Source organism: Comamonas sp. BIGb0124 (assembly GCF_003752175.1).
In the GTDB taxonomy this organism is placed as follows: Bacteria; Pseudomonadota; Gammaproteobacteria; order Burkholderiales; family Burkholderiaceae_C; genus Comamonas_F.
Map to the genome: position 1 here is coordinate 29,618 of NZ_RJVF01000014.1, position 15,966 is coordinate 45,583.

Here is a 15,966-nt window from a genome sequence, read left to right on the forward strand (position 1 = left end):
GGTGTCTGTGTCGACACCCTTTCAAAGGCCGACGGCGCGGCGGGTGACCCACTGCTTGAGCGGACCACTGTGGTTGAAGAGCTGCATGCCCCAGTTGCGCAGGCTGCGCACGGGCGCGGGGGTCTGTGCGAACAGTTGGAACAGGCCGTCGGTGGCTGCGCGCATGGCATGGGTGTCCAGCTTGCGCGCCCGTTCGTAGCGGCGCAGCAGTTGCAGGTCGCCCAGGGCGCGGTGCGGCGCGCGTGCGTGGATGATGGCGGCGAGCGTGGCCGCGTCGCCCAGACCCAGGTTGAGCCCCTGGCCGGCCAGCGGGTGCACCGTGTGGGCGGCGTCGCCGGCCAGCGCAAAACCGGGGCCGACCCAGCGGTCGGCCAGCGCCATCTGCAGCGGCCATTGGGCGCGGGCACTCGACAGCGTGAGCGTGCCCAGCGCGTGGCCGCAGGCCTGCATCACGCGGGCGGCAAATTCGTCGTCGGGCAGGGCCTGCAGTTCCTGGGCATGTGCATCGGCGGCCGACCACACCAGGGCCACCTCCTGGCCGGCCGGGCCGCCCAAGGGCAGCAAGGCCAGCACTTCGCCCTGGCGGTCCTGGGGCGAGAGCCACTGGCGAGCCACCATGCGATGGGGCAATTCGGTCTTGAAACGTGCCGCGATACCGCGCTGGCCATAGGCCGCCGCGCTGTATCGCACGCCGAACTCGGCGCGGGTCGCGCTTTCGCGGCCCTCGCAGACCAGGGTCAGCGCGGCGGGCACGGGCTCGTCGACAAGCTCGACATGGGCCTGGTACTGCACGGCCTGCGCCAGTCGCTGTTCGAGCGCGGGCACGTCCACGATCCAGTTGAGCGCATCCAGGTTCTGGGCCTCGGCATCGAACTGCACCAGACCGCCTTCGTCGCCGAAGACCTCCATGCGCCGGACGGGCGTGGCCTGCGCCTCGTCGGGCCAGACCCGCAGGGACTGCAGCAGCTCGCGCGAGGCGCCGTTGAGGGCGTAGGCCCGCACATCTTCGGGACGGGGGGCCGCGCCCGGGGGCGCCTTCGGCGTGTAGAGCGCGATGCGCAGGCGGTCGCGCGCCAGCAGCAGGGCCAGCGTGTGGCCGACGATGCCACCGCCGCGGATACAGATGTCGAACGCGGGCGAGGACGGTGCGCCGCTGCGGGGCGACGGACGGACGGGGGAATGGACCATCGCCAAATTGTAGGACCTGAGCCGCCGCCGTGTGCGCAGGGCGTCGGTGCACACGGCACAATCGGGCCATCCGCCTACCGTTCTCCAGCGGTGTGCCCCGCTCCGCGCCCCTCCTTTCCCGATGCCATGACCCAGCCTTCCTCCTCTTCCGCTGCAGAACCGGCGGCCGACCTGTCCGGCGATCTTCCCGGCGATCTGCAGGCCCGCATCCGCGAACTCTGGCTCTACCCCATCAAATCCTGCGCCGGCATCCAGGTCGAGCAGGCCTTGCTGATCGAGACCGGCCTGGAGTTCGACCGCGCCTGGATGGTGGTCGACGAGCAGGGGCGTTTCGTGACCCAGCGCACGGCGCCGCGCATGGCGCTGATCCATCCCCAGTTGCGGCGCGACGACCTGGTCGTGCGTGCCCCCGGCATGCTGGCGCTGCACCTCTCGCTCGACAGGGCCGAGGAGCCGGTGCGGGTGCGGGTGTGGAAGGACGAGGTGCAGGCTTACGACATGGGCCGGCTGGCGGCCCAGTGGTTCAGCGACTTCCTGGGCCAGACGGTGCGCCTGGTGCGTTTCGACCCGGAGCAGCCGCGGGTGTCCAGCCCCAAGTGGACGGGGGACGATGCCGGCTATGTGCAGTTCGGCGATGGGTATGCGGTGCTGGTGTGCACCGATGCCGCCCTGACCGACCTGAACCGGCGGCTGGCCGACGGCGGACACGCCCCGGTGGACTGGCGGCGTTTTCGTCCCAACGTCGTGATCGAGGCGCTGCCCGGCGGCGAGGCGATCGATCCGCACGCCGAGGACTACTGGCGCGAACTGACCATTGCCACCGCCGATGGACAGGCCCAACTGCGCCTGGTCAAGCCCTGCACCCGCTGCGAGATCCCCAACGTGGATCCGGCCACGGGCGAATTCGGCTCGGAGCCCAACGCCACGCTGGCCGGCTACCGCGCCGACAGCCGCATGGAAGGCGCCGTGACCGTGGGCATGAACGCCATCGTCACGGGCGGCATCGAACATCTGCTGAAGCGGGGCGCCCGCGTCGGTGTCGGCCTGGACTTCTGAGTCAGCCCGGCCGGACGGCGTACCGTCCCGGCCCCATCAGCGCGATCGCCAGTGCACCGAACAGGAACAGCGCCTCGGTCTGCACGCCCCAGGTGCCTGCCGACGACAGTTCGTCGATCGCCCCCAGGCGGGCCAGGTAGACGGCCACGAGCATGCCCAGCGCCACCACCAGTGCGGCCGAGCGCGTGAACAGGCCCAGCACCAGCAGCACCGGGGCCGCGATCTCGGTCGCGTACACGCCGTAGACCAGCCAGGTGGGCAGGCCCTTGACGACCAGCATCATCTTGATGGCCGACGGACCGGTCAGACTCGGGAAATCGTTGAAGAGCTTGGCCAGGCCGTGCGGCAGCATCAGCAGGCCTATCGTCAGGCGCAGCAGCAGCTTGCCGGCGTGGTCGTAAAGAGGCATGGTCGTTCCTTGGGCGGGCCGAAAGAGGGGCTGCCATGGTAAACGCTGGGCGGGGCGCTTAAAATCCTGGGCTTCGCATCCCTTTGCCGCGCAGCGCAGCCGGCCGGGCGTGCATTCCCCGATACGGGCGAACCCGCCGCACGGCAGGGCACGCCGTCCACCGAAAGAACACCATGAGCCTCCAATGCGGCATCGTGGGCCTGCCCAACGTCGGCAAGTCCACCCTTTTCAACGCCCTGACCAAAGCCGGCATCGCGGCCGAAAACTACCCCTTCTGCACCATCGAGCCCAACGTGGGCGTGGTCGAGGTGCCGGATCCGCGCCTGGATGCGCTCAGCGACATCGTCAAGCCCGAGCGTGTGGTGCCGGCCATCGTCGAATTCGTCGACATCGCCGGTCTGGTGGCAGGCGCCAGCAAGGGCGAGGGTCTGGGCAACCAGTTCCTGGCCCACATCCGCGAAACCGATGCCACCGTCAACGTGGTGCGCTGCTTCGAAGATCCGAACGTGATCCACGTCGCCGGCAAGGTCGATCCCATCTCCGACATCGAGGTGATCCAGACCGAACTGTGTCTCGCCGACCTGAACACGGTCGAGAAGGCATTGCACCGCCACACCAAGACCGCCCGTTCGGGCGACAAGGACGCCATCAAGCTGGTCGGCCTGCTCGAGCGCTGCCAGGCCGCGCTCAACGAGAACATCCCGGTGCGCGCGCTCGCGTTCACCAAGGAAGAGCGTCCGCTGGTCAAGCAGTTCTCGCTCATCACGGCCAAGCCCGCCATGTTCGTGGCCAATGTGGCCGAAGACGGTTTCGAGAACAACCCGCTGCTCGATCGCCTGCAGGCCTATGCCGATGCGCAGAACGCGCCCGTCGTGGCCATCTGCGCCAAGATCGAAGCCGAACTGGCCGAGATGGACGACGAAGACAAGAAGATGTTCCTCGCCGAGATCGGCCAGGACGAGCCGGGCCTGAACCGTCTGATCCGCGCCGCCTTCAAGCTGCTGGGCCTGCAGACCTACTTCACCGCCGGCGTGAAGGAAGTCCGCGCCTGGACCATCCACATCGGCGACACCGGCCCGCAGGCCGCCGGCGTCATCCACGGCGATTTCGAACGCGGCTACATCCGCGCGCAGACCATCGCTTTCGACGACTACGTCGCGCACAAGGGCGAGCAGGGCGCCAAGGATGCCGGCAAGATGCGCTCGGAAGGCAAGGAATACGTGGTCAAGGACGGCGACGTGATGAACTTCCTGTTCAACGTCTGACGATTTTTGCTGGATCTCGGTGGCGCTCAGTAGCGCTTGGTGGACAGGTTGGCCCATTTAAAATCAATGGGTTGCGTAAACAATACGGTCTGCTGAGCGTTCCTATTGTTCATCGAGGTCTGAAAAATTCGGGGGTAGCGTTGGGGGTACTCGTGTTCAACCGTGGGGGTACATCTCCCCGCAGTGGAGTCCAACGATGCCCGAGAATTTACTCACCGACCTCAAGGTCAGGTCGGCCAAATCGACTGATCGAGACTGGAAACTTTCAGACGGCGGGGGCCTGTTCCTGCTGGTCAAGCCTACCGGTGGCAAGCTCTGGCGGTGGAAGTACCGCTTGCAAGGCAAGGAGAACCTCTTTGCCATTGGCGGCTTTCCCCAAAACATGCGGGCGTTTGCCGAGGCCTGGCCAGACGCCGAAATTGTGCAACAGGCTGCTGCACAATTGCCGTGGGGGCACAACTTGGTATTGCTGGATCGCCTGAAAACGCCAACGGAGCGCCTGGCTTATGCCCGCGCGGCCATCGAGCATGGCTGGTCGCGGAATGTGTTGAACATCCACATCGAAACCCGCTTGCTGGAGCGCACGGGCAAAGCCGTCACCAATTTCGATCAGCGCCTGCCTGCATCGCAGCCCGATCTGGCCATCGAGTCGCTGAAAGATCCGTACCGCTTCGATTTCCTCGGCCTGGGCGAGGAAGCACAGGAACGCGAGATCGAAAATGCGCTGGTGCAGCACGTCACCGATTTCCTGCTGGAGCTGGGTGCGGGCTTTGCTTTCGTCGGGCGGCAGGTGTTGCTGGACGTGGGCGGCGAGGAGTTCTTCATCGACCTGTTGTTCTATCACCTCAAGCTGCGCAGCTACGTGGTGATCGAACTGAAGGCGGGCAAGTTCAAGCCCGAGCATCTGGGACAACTGGGCTTTTACCTGACGGCGGTGGATCGGCAGGTGAAGCACGCGCAGGACAACCCGAGCATTGGCCTGCTGCTGTGCAAGAGCAAGAACAAGGTGGTGGCCGAGTACGCCCTGGGCGACAAGTCGCAACCGATGGGCATTGCCGAATACAAGTTGGTGGAATCCCTGCCGCAAGAGCTGCAAACCAGCCTGCCGACGATCGAACAGATCGAGCGGGAGCTGGGCAAGCCCACGGATGATGGCGCCGAGGAATGATGCGATGACCCAACCCATGCCGCGCTCCGAGCGCACATCACAGAACCGCGTAGCGCGGCTGTTCACTACCCCACTGGCCGATGGCGGCCTGGCCTACGAACACCTGGGCAACTGGAGCAAGCGCGACCACAACCGCGCCATCGAAACCGAGTTGCTGCGCGCCAATTTGGCCGCTCGCGGGTACTCGCCCGCTCACATCAGCGCCGCCTTGCAGAAGCTGGAAGTCGCGGTTGATGTTACCGGCATCACGCCCTACCAGGCCAACCTGCGTACCTACCAGTTGCTGCGCTACGGCGTGCCGGTGCAGATCGCGGCGGGCCAATCGCATGAGACAGTGCAGTTGATCGACTGGGCGCAGCCCGAGCTCAATCACTTCGCGTTGGCTGAGGAAGTGACGCTACGGGGCGGAAGCACCCGCCGGCCGGACATCGTTTTGTACATCAATGGCCTGGCGGTGGCGATGATCGAACTCAAGCGCAGCTCGGTCGATGTGGGCGATGGTATTCGCCAGTTATGCAGCAGTCAGGAGGAAACCTTCAATCAGAGCTTCTTCAGCACCGTGCAGTTGCTGCTGGCGGGCAGCGATGCACAAGGTTTGCGTTACGGCACCACTGGCACACCGGAACAGTTCTTCGTGCAGTGGAAGGATGAACAACCGTCAGCCATGGCAACAGCGGGCGCGCTGCTGGATCGCCCGTTGGCCCAGATGTGCGAGAAGGCGCGGTTGCAGGATTTGATCCGCAATTTCGTGATCTTCGATGCGGGTTTCAAGAAGGTGCCCCGGCAGCACCAGTACCAAGGCATCAAGGCCGCGCAGGAACGCATCGCCAAACGTGAGGGCGGCGTGATCTGGCACACCCAGGGCAGCGGCAAGAGCATCCTGATGGTACTGCTGGCCAAGTGGCTGCTGGAGCATGATCCGCAGGCGCGGGTGCTGGTGGTGACCGACCGCGACGAGCTGGACAAGCAGATTGAAGGCGTGATGCGGAATGCCGAGGTGATAGGTGAGGGATCGGCTCCCCCGCGCATCACTTCACGCGCAGACTTCGTGCAAAAACTCAGTGCCACCACACCGCGCTTGTTGTGCGCGCTGATCCACAAATTCGATGCGGCCGATCTTAAGGGCGAGCCACCGCCCATCCATGGGCATTTCTACGTGTTCGTGGATGAGTGCCACCGCACCCAGGGCGGTAACATGAACAAGCAGATGAAGCGCTGGCTGGCCGACGCCATCTTCATCGGCTTCACCGGCACGCCGCTGTTGCGTAAGGATCGGCAAACCACCCGCGAAGTGTTCGGCACGTATATCCACACCTACAAGTTCCACGAAGCGGTGGCCGACAAGGTGGTGCTGGATTTGAAATATGAGGCCCGTGATGTGCCGCAGCGACTGACTTCACGCAAGGCCATCGATGCCTGGTTCGAGAAGAAAACGCGCGGACTAAACAACTTCCAGAAATCCATCCTGCGCAAGCGCTGGGCCACGATGGAAGAGCTGATGAGCGCCAAGGAGCGCAAAGATCGCATCGTCGCCAACATCATCGAGGATTTCAGCCTCAAGCCTCGCCTGGACAATAATCGTGGCACGGCGATCCTGGTGGCGGCTTCGATCTATGATGCCTGCCATTACTTCCGGTTGTTTCAGAACACGCATTTCGGCCCCCATGTGGGCATCATCACCTCGTACGAACCCAACCCGGTTGCCATCTCGAAAGAATCGGCCGGTAGTGACGAACGCTACAAATACGACACCTACAAGCAGCATGTGCTGCGCGCCGGCCAGACTACCAAACAGTACGAAGACGAAACCAAGCGACGCTTCATCGAAGAGCCTGCCAGCATGAAGCTGCTGATCGTGGTCAGCAAGCTGCTCACCGGTTTCGATGCACCCAACTGCTCCTACATCTACCTGGACAACGAACTGCACGACCATAACCTGTTCCAGGCCATCTGCCGTACCAACCGGCTTGACGGTGACGACAAGGACTATGGCCATATCGTCGATTACAAGGAGCTGTTCGGTGATGTGCAACAGGCCATTGCGGTGTACAGCTCCGACGAACTGGACATCGACACGGGCAACGGCGGCGAAAACAACGTCCACCTGAAGAACTGGCTGGAGGAAGGCCGCAAGCAACTGGACGAAGCCCGTGAAACGCTGCATTACCTGTGCGAGCCGGTTCCGCAGCCGCGAGATCTTGAGCAGTTCATCCACTATTTCTGCGGTCATGCCGGGAATCCGGAGGCGCTGCTGGAAAGCGAGGCGCTGCGTATTGCCTTCTACAAGGCGGTGGCGACCTATCTGCGTGCCTTCGCGGACATCGCTCAGAGCCTGACCGAGGCGGGTTACTCAGACAGCGAAGCTGACACCTTGCGGCGGGAAACCGAGTTCTATGCCGAAGTGCGTTCGGCCATCAAGCATTACAGCGGCGAAGAGCTGGACATCAAGCCCTATGAGGCCGACATGCGTCACCTCATCAACACCTATATCCAGGCCGAGCCAGCGCAGGCGTTGGGCGAGTTGGCCGAACTGTCGCTGACCGAGCTGATTATCGAGACCGGCATCCACAATGCCATCGCCAAGAAGCTCAACGAGAAGGGCAAGCTGTCAAAGAACGCCATTGCGGAAACCATCATCAACAACGTCCGCAAGACCATCATTCGCGACCGCCTGACTGATCCACGCTTTTATGAGCAGATGTCCAAGCTGCTCGATGACCTGATCCAGCAAAGCCGTGAAGGCACGGAGGCCTACGAATCATTTCTTAGCAAGGCAGAAGACATACTGAAGAAGCACCGCGCGAAACAACACGACATCGATGAACCTGCCATGTTGCGCGGCAATGCGGGTGTGCTGGTGATTTATCGCAATCTGCCTGACATCATTTCCGGCGATGTGCTGCCCGATACGAATGGTGTAGTCAAAGAGCCACAGGCCGAATACGGAGACCCGTTGGCCTTGCTGGCGCTGAAGATCGATCGTGTGATGCGTGACGAAGCCCCGGCAGGATGGCGTGGCGACGAAGCCAAGGAGCGCATCGTGCAGAATTTCCTGCACGCGTTGACCGGACGCAACCGCGAGGCCACGCTCAAACTATTCGACTTGCTGAGAAATCAGCCGGGCTACTAATGGTGCAGACGCACATACATCTGGGGGAACTGGACATCGCCATCACGTTCAAGACCGTGAAGAATGTCCATCTTTCCGTGCATCCGCCCGAGGGTGCGGTGACGCTGGTGGCCCCGATAGGCACGCGGCTGGAAGTCGCGCGTGCCTATGCTGTTTCCAAGCTGCGTTGGATTCGCCAGCAACAGGCGCAATTGCAGGCACAGTCCCGCGAAACTCCTCGTCAGTTCGTCACCAGAGAAAGCCATTACGTCTGGGGACGCCGTTATTTGCTCACGGTGCTGGAGCGCGATGCCCCACCTACGGTGAAGATGGACCACCGTCGCATCACCCTGCATGTGCGTCCCGGCACCAATGCAGCCAAGCGCGAAGCCATCTATCAACGCTGGCAACGCGGTTTGCTACACCAGGCCATTTCCCCCCTGATCGAATACTGGGAACCACGTATCGGCGTGAAGGTCAATGGCTACTTCCTGCAACGGATGAAAACCAAATGGGGTAGTTGCAATCATCGCCAGGCCCACATTCGGCTCAACACGGAACTGGCCAAGAAGCCTCGTGACTTGCTTGAATATGTGATAGTGCATGAAATGATCCATCTGATCGAGCCGACGCACAGCGAGCGGTTCATATCGTTGCTGACCCAACACTATCCTGCCTGGCGGGATGCTCGTGGGGAACTGAATGCGCTGCCGCTGGGACAGACGGTTTGAATATTGCTACCGGCCAAGATAAATCGAGACTACACCGACTCGCCCATGCCCTAGTTCAAGACTGATATGTAGTCGGACCTGGTGGTCTTGTAGGCGTTGTTCAGCAGACATGGCCGAATAATGAGTTCCCCCGACTACAGGCGCCTTCCACCCCATCAGCATCTCATACCGCATCTGCGCATACCGATGCCGCAGTCCGTGCATGTTGCTCAACCCCGCCGCCTTGCACTGGCCGTCGTAAACGTGCCGCTGCTGGATGTAGGTCTTGTGCGCCGGGATCAGCGAGCCCGACCCTGCCAGCCGATGAGCTTCGTCCAGCACCGCACGCTGCTCCGGCGTCGTGATCGGCACTGTCCGGTCGCGTCCGCCCTTGGCCCATGAACCCTTGATGGCGATATGGTCGCCACCGTCAGCGTGACGGGGCTGGAATTTGATGGATTCTTCCCGCCGCAGACCGAACTCGGCCTGCAAGCGTAGACTTACACGGACGTGGGGATCGGTGATCCTGGCCAGCCTGTCATCCGGTTCGCGAGCCTTGCTGATATTGGTCACATAGCGACGCTCGGGCACACCAAGCTGTGTGTTGTCCGAGGGCAGGATGCCGGCCTTGCCGATCTTCTCGGCCCACCAGCGCAGGTGAGAGAGTCGATTCTTGATGGTTCCTGACGACAAACCTTCGCCTTGCCAGCGCTCCAGCAACGACTGGACGTGCTTGCCCTTGAGTGACGACGCCTTCATCTGCCGGAAACCGGCCTCGCGAAGTTGCCGCGCGGCCAGCGCGAGAGAACGCATCCGGTCGGCCTGTGTGTTGTAGCTGCCGTCACGGTTGCGCTGGCAAAGCTGCCGCAGGGTGTAGGTCAAGTCGTCCATCTTTCGGCCTCCAAGCAAAGCGCTGTACTGCGTTGTCCTGAAACTCAATGGTTAGTGTTGGTGCCAACTCGCCAAGGCGAGATCCCGTGAGGGCAAGGGCATGGTGTTCAGGAGACACCAGAGCCTCGAATGAGGCGTCCGTCTTGCTCCCTGCTGGAAGCCCGGACGGAGGTACTACAAAACGAAAGTGATGCGAACGTGGACGAGTCCTCCTACGAAGTGAGTGGGATGAGAAATGCAGCGGGAACCCTGTGCATTGCGCACAGACAATTGCCGCAAAGGACAGTGCGCCAGACGGCGCGGTAGGGATGAGTTCAAACAGACGAAGAAGGCTCCGCCCTGGGTAGGGCCGGTATGCGATCGGAGCCTGGGCATACCTGGGGTGGTTCCGCCCTGACGGGCCAGCGCTTGCGGGAACCTGCGCTGTTGGGGTGCCGATGTACGAAGCCCATCGGTCTTGGCAACTGCCCGGTCAGTGTAGGGCGGCCATCATCATGTCTGCCGCACGCAATAGGATTCGGCATTCGCCCGCATTGTTGCTGGCGTGTGCGGGGCCGTCACTGCGGCTGGCAGTGACGGCCCATTTCGCGGCAGCATTTACTACGCAGGATGCGGCTGCCATCCCCTGGTCTGCATTGCCTGCGCTGCAATGTCCCCAGCGTTCGTCGAGGCGTTCAGCATCTTGCGGATATGGGCGATGTGCGCCAGGGCGGTTTCACGCGATGCCGGTTGCGCAGTCGGTACTGGGTGGTCTTCGGTGCGTGGCGCACCAGCAGGCCGATTCTCTGCAGCCCGTGGGGCGGCAGAAGTCTCCTTGCGTCCTGCCCACAAGCGGAACTCACCCGCAAATACGCGCTTCACCAAGGCGAAGAAGTAGGCTACGACATTGCGTACGGTGCCGCTCTGGCTGCGCGCTTGCAACTCGTCGAGTACTTCCTGGCGGTGCTGTGGCGGAAGCCGCCGCAAGGCTGCCTGCACGTCCTTTTGCTGATCTGCCTGGGCATTGCTCAGGCAGGGCGGCAAGCTCACCGACTGCGATGCCGAATCGCCGTCGCCTTCGCGCGCGCGGTACGTACGTTCTTTTTTTTTATACATATACGTCTTATACGTACTGCCCTGCTCAGCCGTCATGTGGCGAGCGTGTCCGTTCTGTTGCGGAACAAGCGTGCTGCCAGCTGAATCGCCAGACGATGGCGGTGGGGAGGCTGTCTCGCTCGCCTGCGAAGGCGGGGTAGGGGGCAAATCATCGTCATTGCGGAACTGACCGTGGGTCGCAATGGACGCGGCTTCAGACACTTGCGCCAGCGTTGCCTGGATGTGGACGGCCACCCGATCCACCTGGTTGTTTTCGTGGCCGATGGAAGATTGCAGAAGCGCGGGCAGGCTGGCATCGAGCGTGCAAGCCTGTTGGAAGTCGAGGGCGCTTTCGTGAACCTGATACAGCTCGCTGAGTACATGGCCGGTCAGAGGATCGCGGTGCTGGCCTACCAGGCTGATCCAGCCCGTCAGCCGAAGCACAACGAGAACGCGCCGGGCCGTCTCGTACCCGGCCCTCTGCCCCAGCGGGGTGGAGGTGAGATAGCGGCGCAACTGTCCCAGATTCGCCAGCGGGCTGATGCCCTCCGCAGAGCGCAGCATGCGCAGAACCTGCCAACCATTGCGCTCCAGCGGCGTGAGGCGGGCATCTAGCATGAGCGAGACCGGCGTGGTGAACAGGGCATCTTGCCCCAGCGGGTTGTGGCGGGTGTGGTGGTCTGCCATGAGAGTTCTCCAAGGTCTGGGCCACAGTGGCCCGTTCCCCTGCATCTCACCGCGTACCGCTCCATGCGTCAGCCAACAATGTGGTCTGCCTCACAACCGTTTTATCCTGCCGTGCTGTCACCGGCATCCAGACTGATCCTTCATCCGCGAGGGACGGATGCCTTTAGCGCAGCAGAACCCGCTGCATGCCGGCGGCGTGATCGACCTGAACCGCGACTATGGTGGGATGGATGTGCGCTGGCTCGGCTCGTTCGAGCGCTGTTCGCCAGCTTCGGCTGGGTGCCGCCACAGGGCTGGCGCGCTGGCGTCGAACTGTGCGCGCTCAGCCGCATCCAGGCCAATGACCGGAACACGGCCAGCGCACCCGGCTACGCCGTGACGTCGCTGTACGCGGGCTACGTGCAGCAATGGGATCGATGGGAGTTCAATGCCTTCGCGCGCGTGGACAACCTGGCGGACCGGCGCTACGCCGGCTCGGTGATCGTCAACGAGGGCAACGCCCGCTACTTCGAGCCTGCGCCGGGGCGCAACTGGGGTGTGGGCCTTGGTGCGGCCTATAGATTCTGAGTGGAATCGCTCAGGCAGTGAGTTCCGTTCTGAAAAGGTAAGCGCCTATTCAATGCTCGTCCACCAAGTCTGGAACTGCTGCTCCTCGTCGCCCACGCGGATCACCTCTCCGATGCGCGGCGTGAGCAGGCGGTAGGACTTACCGATGCTCGCTGCCGCAGCGCGCACGAAAGGCTCGTCCCAGGCATGGCGCGCCAGGGTGAAGCGGCCAGCATGCGCCGTCAGCAGCGCGTTCGCACGCAGGATCTCGGCAGCGCGCGAGGCCTCTTCCGGATTCATATGGATGTCGGCCCAGCGCTCGTTGTACTAGCCGGCGTCCAGTGCAACCAGGTCGAAGCTGTCGAAACGCTTGGCGATGTTCTCGAAGTGCGGGCCGAAGCCGGTGTCTCCGCTGAAGTACAAACGCCGCTGCGGCGTCTCGACGGCGTAGCTGGCCCACAACGATTGATTCCGGTCCATGAAGCGGCCTGAGTAGTGCTGGGCCGGTAGCACGTGGATTTTCAGGTCGGGCGCAAGCTCCACCGTCTGGTTCCAGTCCATCTCGCGGATCTTCTCAGGCGGATAGCCCCAGTGCGCCAGATGCGCGCCGTTGCCCAGCCCGGCGATCACAACACGGGTTTTGGACAGCAGGCCTTTCATGCTGGAGTAGTCAAGGTGGTCGTAGTGGTCGTGAGAGATCAGCACGGCATCGACTTCCGGGATGTCCTCCACGCGGTAGATGTTCGTGCCTTCGAAAGCCTTCACCATCCACGGCAACGGCGCCGCGTAGTCGCTGAACACCGGATCGACCAGCAGGCGCCTGCCGCCCACCTGCACGAAGTACGACGAGTGGCCGAGCCAGACCACGACATCCTGGTTGCGCGGCAGGGCTGCGAGGTCGGTCTTGATGGCCGGCAGCGGTGCCGGGGGCCTCGGCCGGTCCTTGGTTGCGAACTGGCCCTGGATCACCCGCCATGCGAAGGCCAGGCCATTGGGGCGCGGCGGGGACGGCACCTCGTTGCGGAAGGCGCCATCGCGGTACTGGGACGAGGCTTGCACGGCGCTGAGTCGCTCACCTTCCGGCAACTGTCCCAGCGGCTTGTGGAGGTAGGCGCAGGCGCTCAGGCCAAGTACCGTGAGCATGACCAGAGCTATTGCAGCGATGCGCTTCACGGGTAGTTTGCTCATATCAACCTCGCTGGGTTGCCGGGTAGCCCTACCCATGCCGGAGCTTTCCAGCGAGTGAAACAAGTAGACTGGCTACGCAGCAAGTTCACGCATGGAGCGGGCATCTCACTGGTCAACGTCATGGCGAACACGGCCTGAGTATTCATGGGCGTTCTATCGGCTTTGCGAAGGGAGCGCGTAGGCCACGATCAGGTCGCCGCGGTTGTCTGCGGAGCGCGCTGCACCGCCTGCGGTGACGAGGACGAACTGCCGGCCGCTTTGCGAGACATAGGACATCGGCGTGGAATTGGACCCTACTGGCATCCGGCCTTTCCAGAGCTCCTTGCCGGTGCGGGCGTCCAGCGCACGCAGGTAGAAATCCTGCGTTCCCGCGTAGAACACCAGGCCCGTAACCGTAGACAGCGGTCCGCCGGAGGGCGGCATGCCGATCTCAATTGGAAGCGGCAAGCCGAAACCCATCGGCAGTTGTGTGTCCCTTATGGTTCCCATGGGACGGCGCCAAACCATCTTTCGATCGACCAAGTCGATGGCGGAGATCATTCCAAACGGCGGTTCGATGCAGGGAATTCCCAGCGGCGACATCATCAGGCTCTGGCGCACGGCGTACGGCGTTCCCAGTTGGCGGCCGAGCCGCTCGCCGGGTTTGATCTGCTTGGCGACTTCTTCGACGTTCTCGCGACGGATGAGCTGAACCCACATCGGCAAACGCATTTCGGCTGCGTACAGCATCCCGGTTCGCTCGTCGATCGCGGCCGTTCCCCAGTTGAAGCCGCCGGTGTCGCCCGGATACTGCAGGGTCGGATCTGTGCCTGGTGGGGTGAACATACCTTGGTAGCGGGCTTTTCTGAATTCGATGCGGCAAAGCATCTGATCGAAAACTGTCGCGCCCCACATCCGGCTTTCCGATAGCAGATCATCGGCGACCGATGGCATGCCTACCGATAGTGGCTGGGTCGGCGACAGCCAGTCGGATTCGACGCCGCCTGTAGTCGGAACCGGCACCTCCTCGACTTCGGAGATGGGTGTCCCGGTACGCCGATCAAGTACGTAGACTTGGCCGCTCTTGGTCAACTGAATTACTGCGGGAATGGTGCCTTTTTCGGTCGGCAGGTCGTAGAGCACCGGTTGCGCCGGAACGTCATAGTCCCAGAGGTCGTGGTGGACGGTTTGGAAGTGCCAGCGGACCTTGCCGGTTTCCACATCCAGTGCAACGATTGATGAGGCATAGGTCTCTTCTTCCTTCGATCGATACGCGCCCCAATAGTCGGGTGTGGCATTGCCGACTGGTAGATAGACTAACCCTAGTTCAGGGTCAGTCGATGCAACCGCCCATACGTTGGGGCTCCCGCGCGTATAGGTTTCGCCGGGTGGGGGCAGCTTGGTTATGCTCGGGTTGCCGCTGTCCCAAGCCCAGACCAACTCGCCCGTGATTACGTCATAGGCGCGCACGACGCCCGAAGGCTGGTCCGTGCTCAAACCGTCGCGGACAGCTCCGGTGACGATGATGCGGTTGCGCGAAACGATCACCCCTGCTGTGGGGATGTAGCTGGGATGTGGTCCGAGATCGCCCATGCCGGTCTTAAGACTGACTTCGCCGTCGGTGCCAAAGCCCTGGCAGCGTTTGCCGGTTCTTGGGTCGAGTTCGATGAGCCGCGCATCCACCGTCGCGAAGACGATGCGCGCGTGGCATTGGACGGCATCGGTTTCCTTGGTGGTGTTTGCTGACAGAGTCATGGAGACTGCGGCAGCGGGCATGACGCCGGACTTCAACGTGGCGTCTTGCTCTGCTGGCTGGTAGTAGGCGAGGCTGCGGCAACGATAGCGCCAGCTCTTGCCTTTGCCTTCGAAAAGTACCGGGTCATACCGCCACTTTTCCTGTCCGGTCTCTGCATCCAGCGCAATGATTTTGCTGTAAGGCGTGCATGTGTAGACCGTATCGTCCACGAACAGCGGGATGTTCTGGTCCTCGGCGCCATCCTTGACAATATCGCCCGTATGAAAACTCCAGGCGACCTCCAAATCCTTCACGTTTGCCGGCGTGATCTGTGTGGCATTGGCAAAGCGTGTGCCATATGGGCTGTTGCCATACGCCAACCATCCATTCGGCGAGGTAGGCGAGGAAGGCGTGAGGTCACGCTCGGGCACCGCATTTGCAACTAGGAAGTGTGGGGAAAACATCGCTGCGAAACCCGAGGCGCAGAGTACGAGGAAAACGACGGCGACTGATGCGGATGCTTTCCTGAACCTGCCTTCCATAAGTGCCGGCGTGACGACTGCAACCAGAATGCCAAGCAGCAGGGCCCAGCTCAACCGAGGAATCAGGCCCCAGAAGTACAAGCCGTTCTCCCAACATGACCACAGCACTGTTGTGATGATGATGAGGGTAAACAACACGATAGATCCACGGTGCCTCATCCACAAAAGCACCGAAAAGACAGCCAGCGCCAGGCCGGTAAGGACGTAGTATGGCGAGCCACCGAGAATCGCGAGATAGCCTCCCACGGTTAACAGCACCAAGCCTATGAGTCCACTCAAAACGGCCAATATTGGTACCAATTTTTTTCTCATTAATAAGGTCTCCTTAAAAACAGCACTTCTCCGCTGACGACAACGTAAGGCAGAGGCCAATCCCCTGTTGGGTCAGGCTCTGCCGCTTCCTTCGATTGCTGGTTTAC

At 62.3% G+C, this 15,966-nt stretch carries 12 protein-coding genes and 1 pseudogene; 6 read left to right on the forward strand and 7 right to left on the reverse strand.

The window, feature by feature from the left end:
• Positions 1-21 precede the first annotated feature (21 nt).
• Entirely contained in the window at positions 22-1,188 is a 1,167-nt protein-coding gene (locus EC845_RS18170; protein ID WP_123299832.1) for an FAD-dependent monooxygenase, read from the reverse strand.
• Positions 1,189-1,314: 126 nt separating this feature from the next.
• Between EC845_RS18170 and EC845_RS18175 the strand changes: the two genes are divergently transcribed.
• Positions 1,315-2,244, forward strand: coding sequence for an MOSC domain-containing protein (locus EC845_RS18175; protein ID WP_123299568.1), 930 nt, complete (start codon positions 1,315-1,317; stop codon positions 2,242-2,244).
• 1 nt (position 2,245) lies between these two features.
• Here EC845_RS18175 and EC845_RS18180 read toward each other — a convergent pair whose 3' ends face one another.
• A complete protein-coding gene (locus EC845_RS18180; protein ID WP_123299569.1) occupies positions 2,246-2,653 on the reverse strand; it encodes a DoxX family protein in 408 nt (135 codons plus the stop codon).
• 173 nt (positions 2,654-2,826) lie between these two features.
• Here EC845_RS18180 and ychF point away from each other — a divergent pair, with 173 nt between their 5' ends.
• The 4 genes from ychF to EC845_RS18200 all read left to right on the forward strand — a co-directional run bounded on the left by ychF (position 2,827) and on the right by EC845_RS18200 (position 8,926).
• Positions 2,827-3,918: a redox-regulated ATPase YchF gene (gene ychF / locus EC845_RS18185; RefSeq protein WP_123299570.1), complete on the forward strand. Its 1,092-nt coding sequence runs from the start codon at positions 2,827-2,829 to the stop codon at positions 3,916-3,918.
• 196 nt (positions 3,919-4,114) lie between these two features.
• Positions 4,115-5,086: a YhcG family protein gene (locus EC845_RS18190; protein WP_123299571.1), complete on the forward strand. Its 972-nt coding sequence runs from the start codon at positions 4,115-4,117 to the stop codon at positions 5,084-5,086.
• A gap of 4 nt (positions 5,087-5,090) precedes the next feature.
• Positions 5,091-8,216, forward strand: a complete 3,126-nt coding sequence (locus EC845_RS18195; RefSeq protein WP_123299572.1) for a type I restriction endonuclease subunit R — start codon at positions 5,091-5,093, stop codon at positions 8,214-8,216.
• A complete protein-coding gene (locus EC845_RS18200) occupies positions 8,216-8,926 on the forward strand; it encodes a M48 family metallopeptidase (RefSeq protein WP_123299573.1) in 711 nt (236 codons plus the stop codon). Before EC845_RS18195 ends, EC845_RS18200 begins: the two co-directional genes overlap by 1 nt.
• Positions 8,927-8,932: 6 nt before the next feature.
• Here EC845_RS18200 and EC845_RS18205 read toward each other — a convergent pair whose 3' ends face one another.
• Entirely contained in the window at positions 8,933-9,796 is an 864-nt protein-coding gene (locus EC845_RS18205) for a phage integrase N-terminal domain-containing protein (protein ID WP_123299574.1), read from the reverse strand.
• Positions 9,797-10,396: 600 nt separating this feature from the next.
• The gene (locus EC845_RS18210) at positions 10,397-11,557 is read right to left on the reverse strand and encodes an STY4528 family pathogenicity island replication protein (RefSeq protein ID WP_233598161.1); all 1,161 of its coding nucleotides are present in this window, start codon (positions 11,555-11,557) and stop codon (positions 10,397-10,399) included.
• A gap of 252 nt (positions 11,558-11,809) precedes the next feature.
• Here EC845_RS18210 and EC845_RS18215 point away from each other — a divergent pair.
• Positions 11,810-12,124 (forward strand): annotated as a pseudogene (locus tag EC845_RS18215) (TonB-dependent siderophore receptor); the annotation flags it as partial.
• Positions 12,125-12,169: 45 nt separating this feature from the next.
• Here the strand turns inward: EC845_RS18215 and EC845_RS22515 are convergent.
• The 3 genes from EC845_RS22515 to EC845_RS18225 form a co-directional block, all read right to left on the reverse strand.
• Positions 12,170-12,403 (reverse strand): hypothetical protein, encoded by a 234-nt coding sequence (locus tag EC845_RS22515; protein WP_199739850.1) that lies wholly within the window; start codon positions 12,401-12,403, stop codon positions 12,170-12,172.
• A 27-nt stretch (positions 12,404-12,430) separates the two neighbouring features.
• On the reverse strand, positions 12,431-13,291 hold the full coding sequence (locus EC845_RS18220; protein ID WP_199739851.1) for an MBL fold metallo-hydrolase: 861 nt from the start codon (positions 13,289-13,291) through the stop codon (positions 12,431-12,433).
• Positions 13,292-13,444: 153 nt separating this feature from the next.
• A complete protein-coding gene (locus EC845_RS18225; protein ID WP_123299576.1) occupies positions 13,445-15,859 on the reverse strand; it encodes a membrane-bound PQQ-dependent dehydrogenase, glucose/quinate/shikimate family in 2,415 nt (804 codons plus the stop codon).
• Between the last annotated feature and the right edge of the window lie 107 nt (positions 15,860-15,966).

Coding starts and splice junctions, on each gene's coding strand:
- EC845_RS18170 (WP_123299832.1), bottom strand. CDS start 1,188: ATGGTCCATTCCCCCGTCCGTCCGTCGCCCCGCAGCGGCGCACCGTCC.
- EC845_RS18175 (WP_123299568.1), top strand. CDS start 1,315: ATGACCCAGCCTTCCTCCTCTTCCGCTGCAGAACCGGCGGCCGACCTG.
- EC845_RS18180 (WP_123299569.1), bottom strand. CDS start 2,653: ATGCCTCTTTACGACCACGCCGGCAAGCTGCTGCTGCGCCTGACGATA.
- ychF (WP_123299570.1), top strand. CDS start 2,827: ATGAGCCTCCAATGCGGCATCGTGGGCCTGCCCAACGTCGGCAAGTCC.
- EC845_RS18190 (WP_123299571.1), top strand. CDS start 4,115: ATGCCCGAGAATTTACTCACCGACCTCAAGGTCAGGTCGGCCAAATCG.
- EC845_RS18195 (WP_123299572.1), top strand. CDS start 5,091: ATGACCCAACCCATGCCGCGCTCCGAGCGCACATCACAGAACCGCGTA.
- EC845_RS18200 (WP_123299573.1), top strand. CDS start 8,216: ATGGTGCAGACGCACATACATCTGGGGGAACTGGACATCGCCATCACG.
- EC845_RS18205 (WP_123299574.1), bottom strand. CDS start 9,796: ATGGACGACTTGACCTACACCCTGCGGCAGCTTTGCCAGCGCAACCGT.
- EC845_RS18210 (WP_233598161.1), bottom strand. CDS start 11,557: ATGGCAGACCACCACACCCGCCACAACCCGCTGGGGCAAGATGCCCTG.
- EC845_RS22515 (WP_199739850.1), bottom strand. CDS start 12,403: ATGAATCCGGAAGAGGCCTCGCGCGCTGCCGAGATCCTGCGTGCGAAC.
- EC845_RS18220 (WP_199739851.1), bottom strand. CDS start 13,291: ATGAGCAAACTACCCGTGAAGCGCATCGCTGCAATAGCTCTGGTCATG.
- EC845_RS18225 (WP_123299576.1), bottom strand. CDS start 15,859: ATGAGAAAAAAATTGGTACCAATATTGGCCGTTTTGAGTGGACTCATA.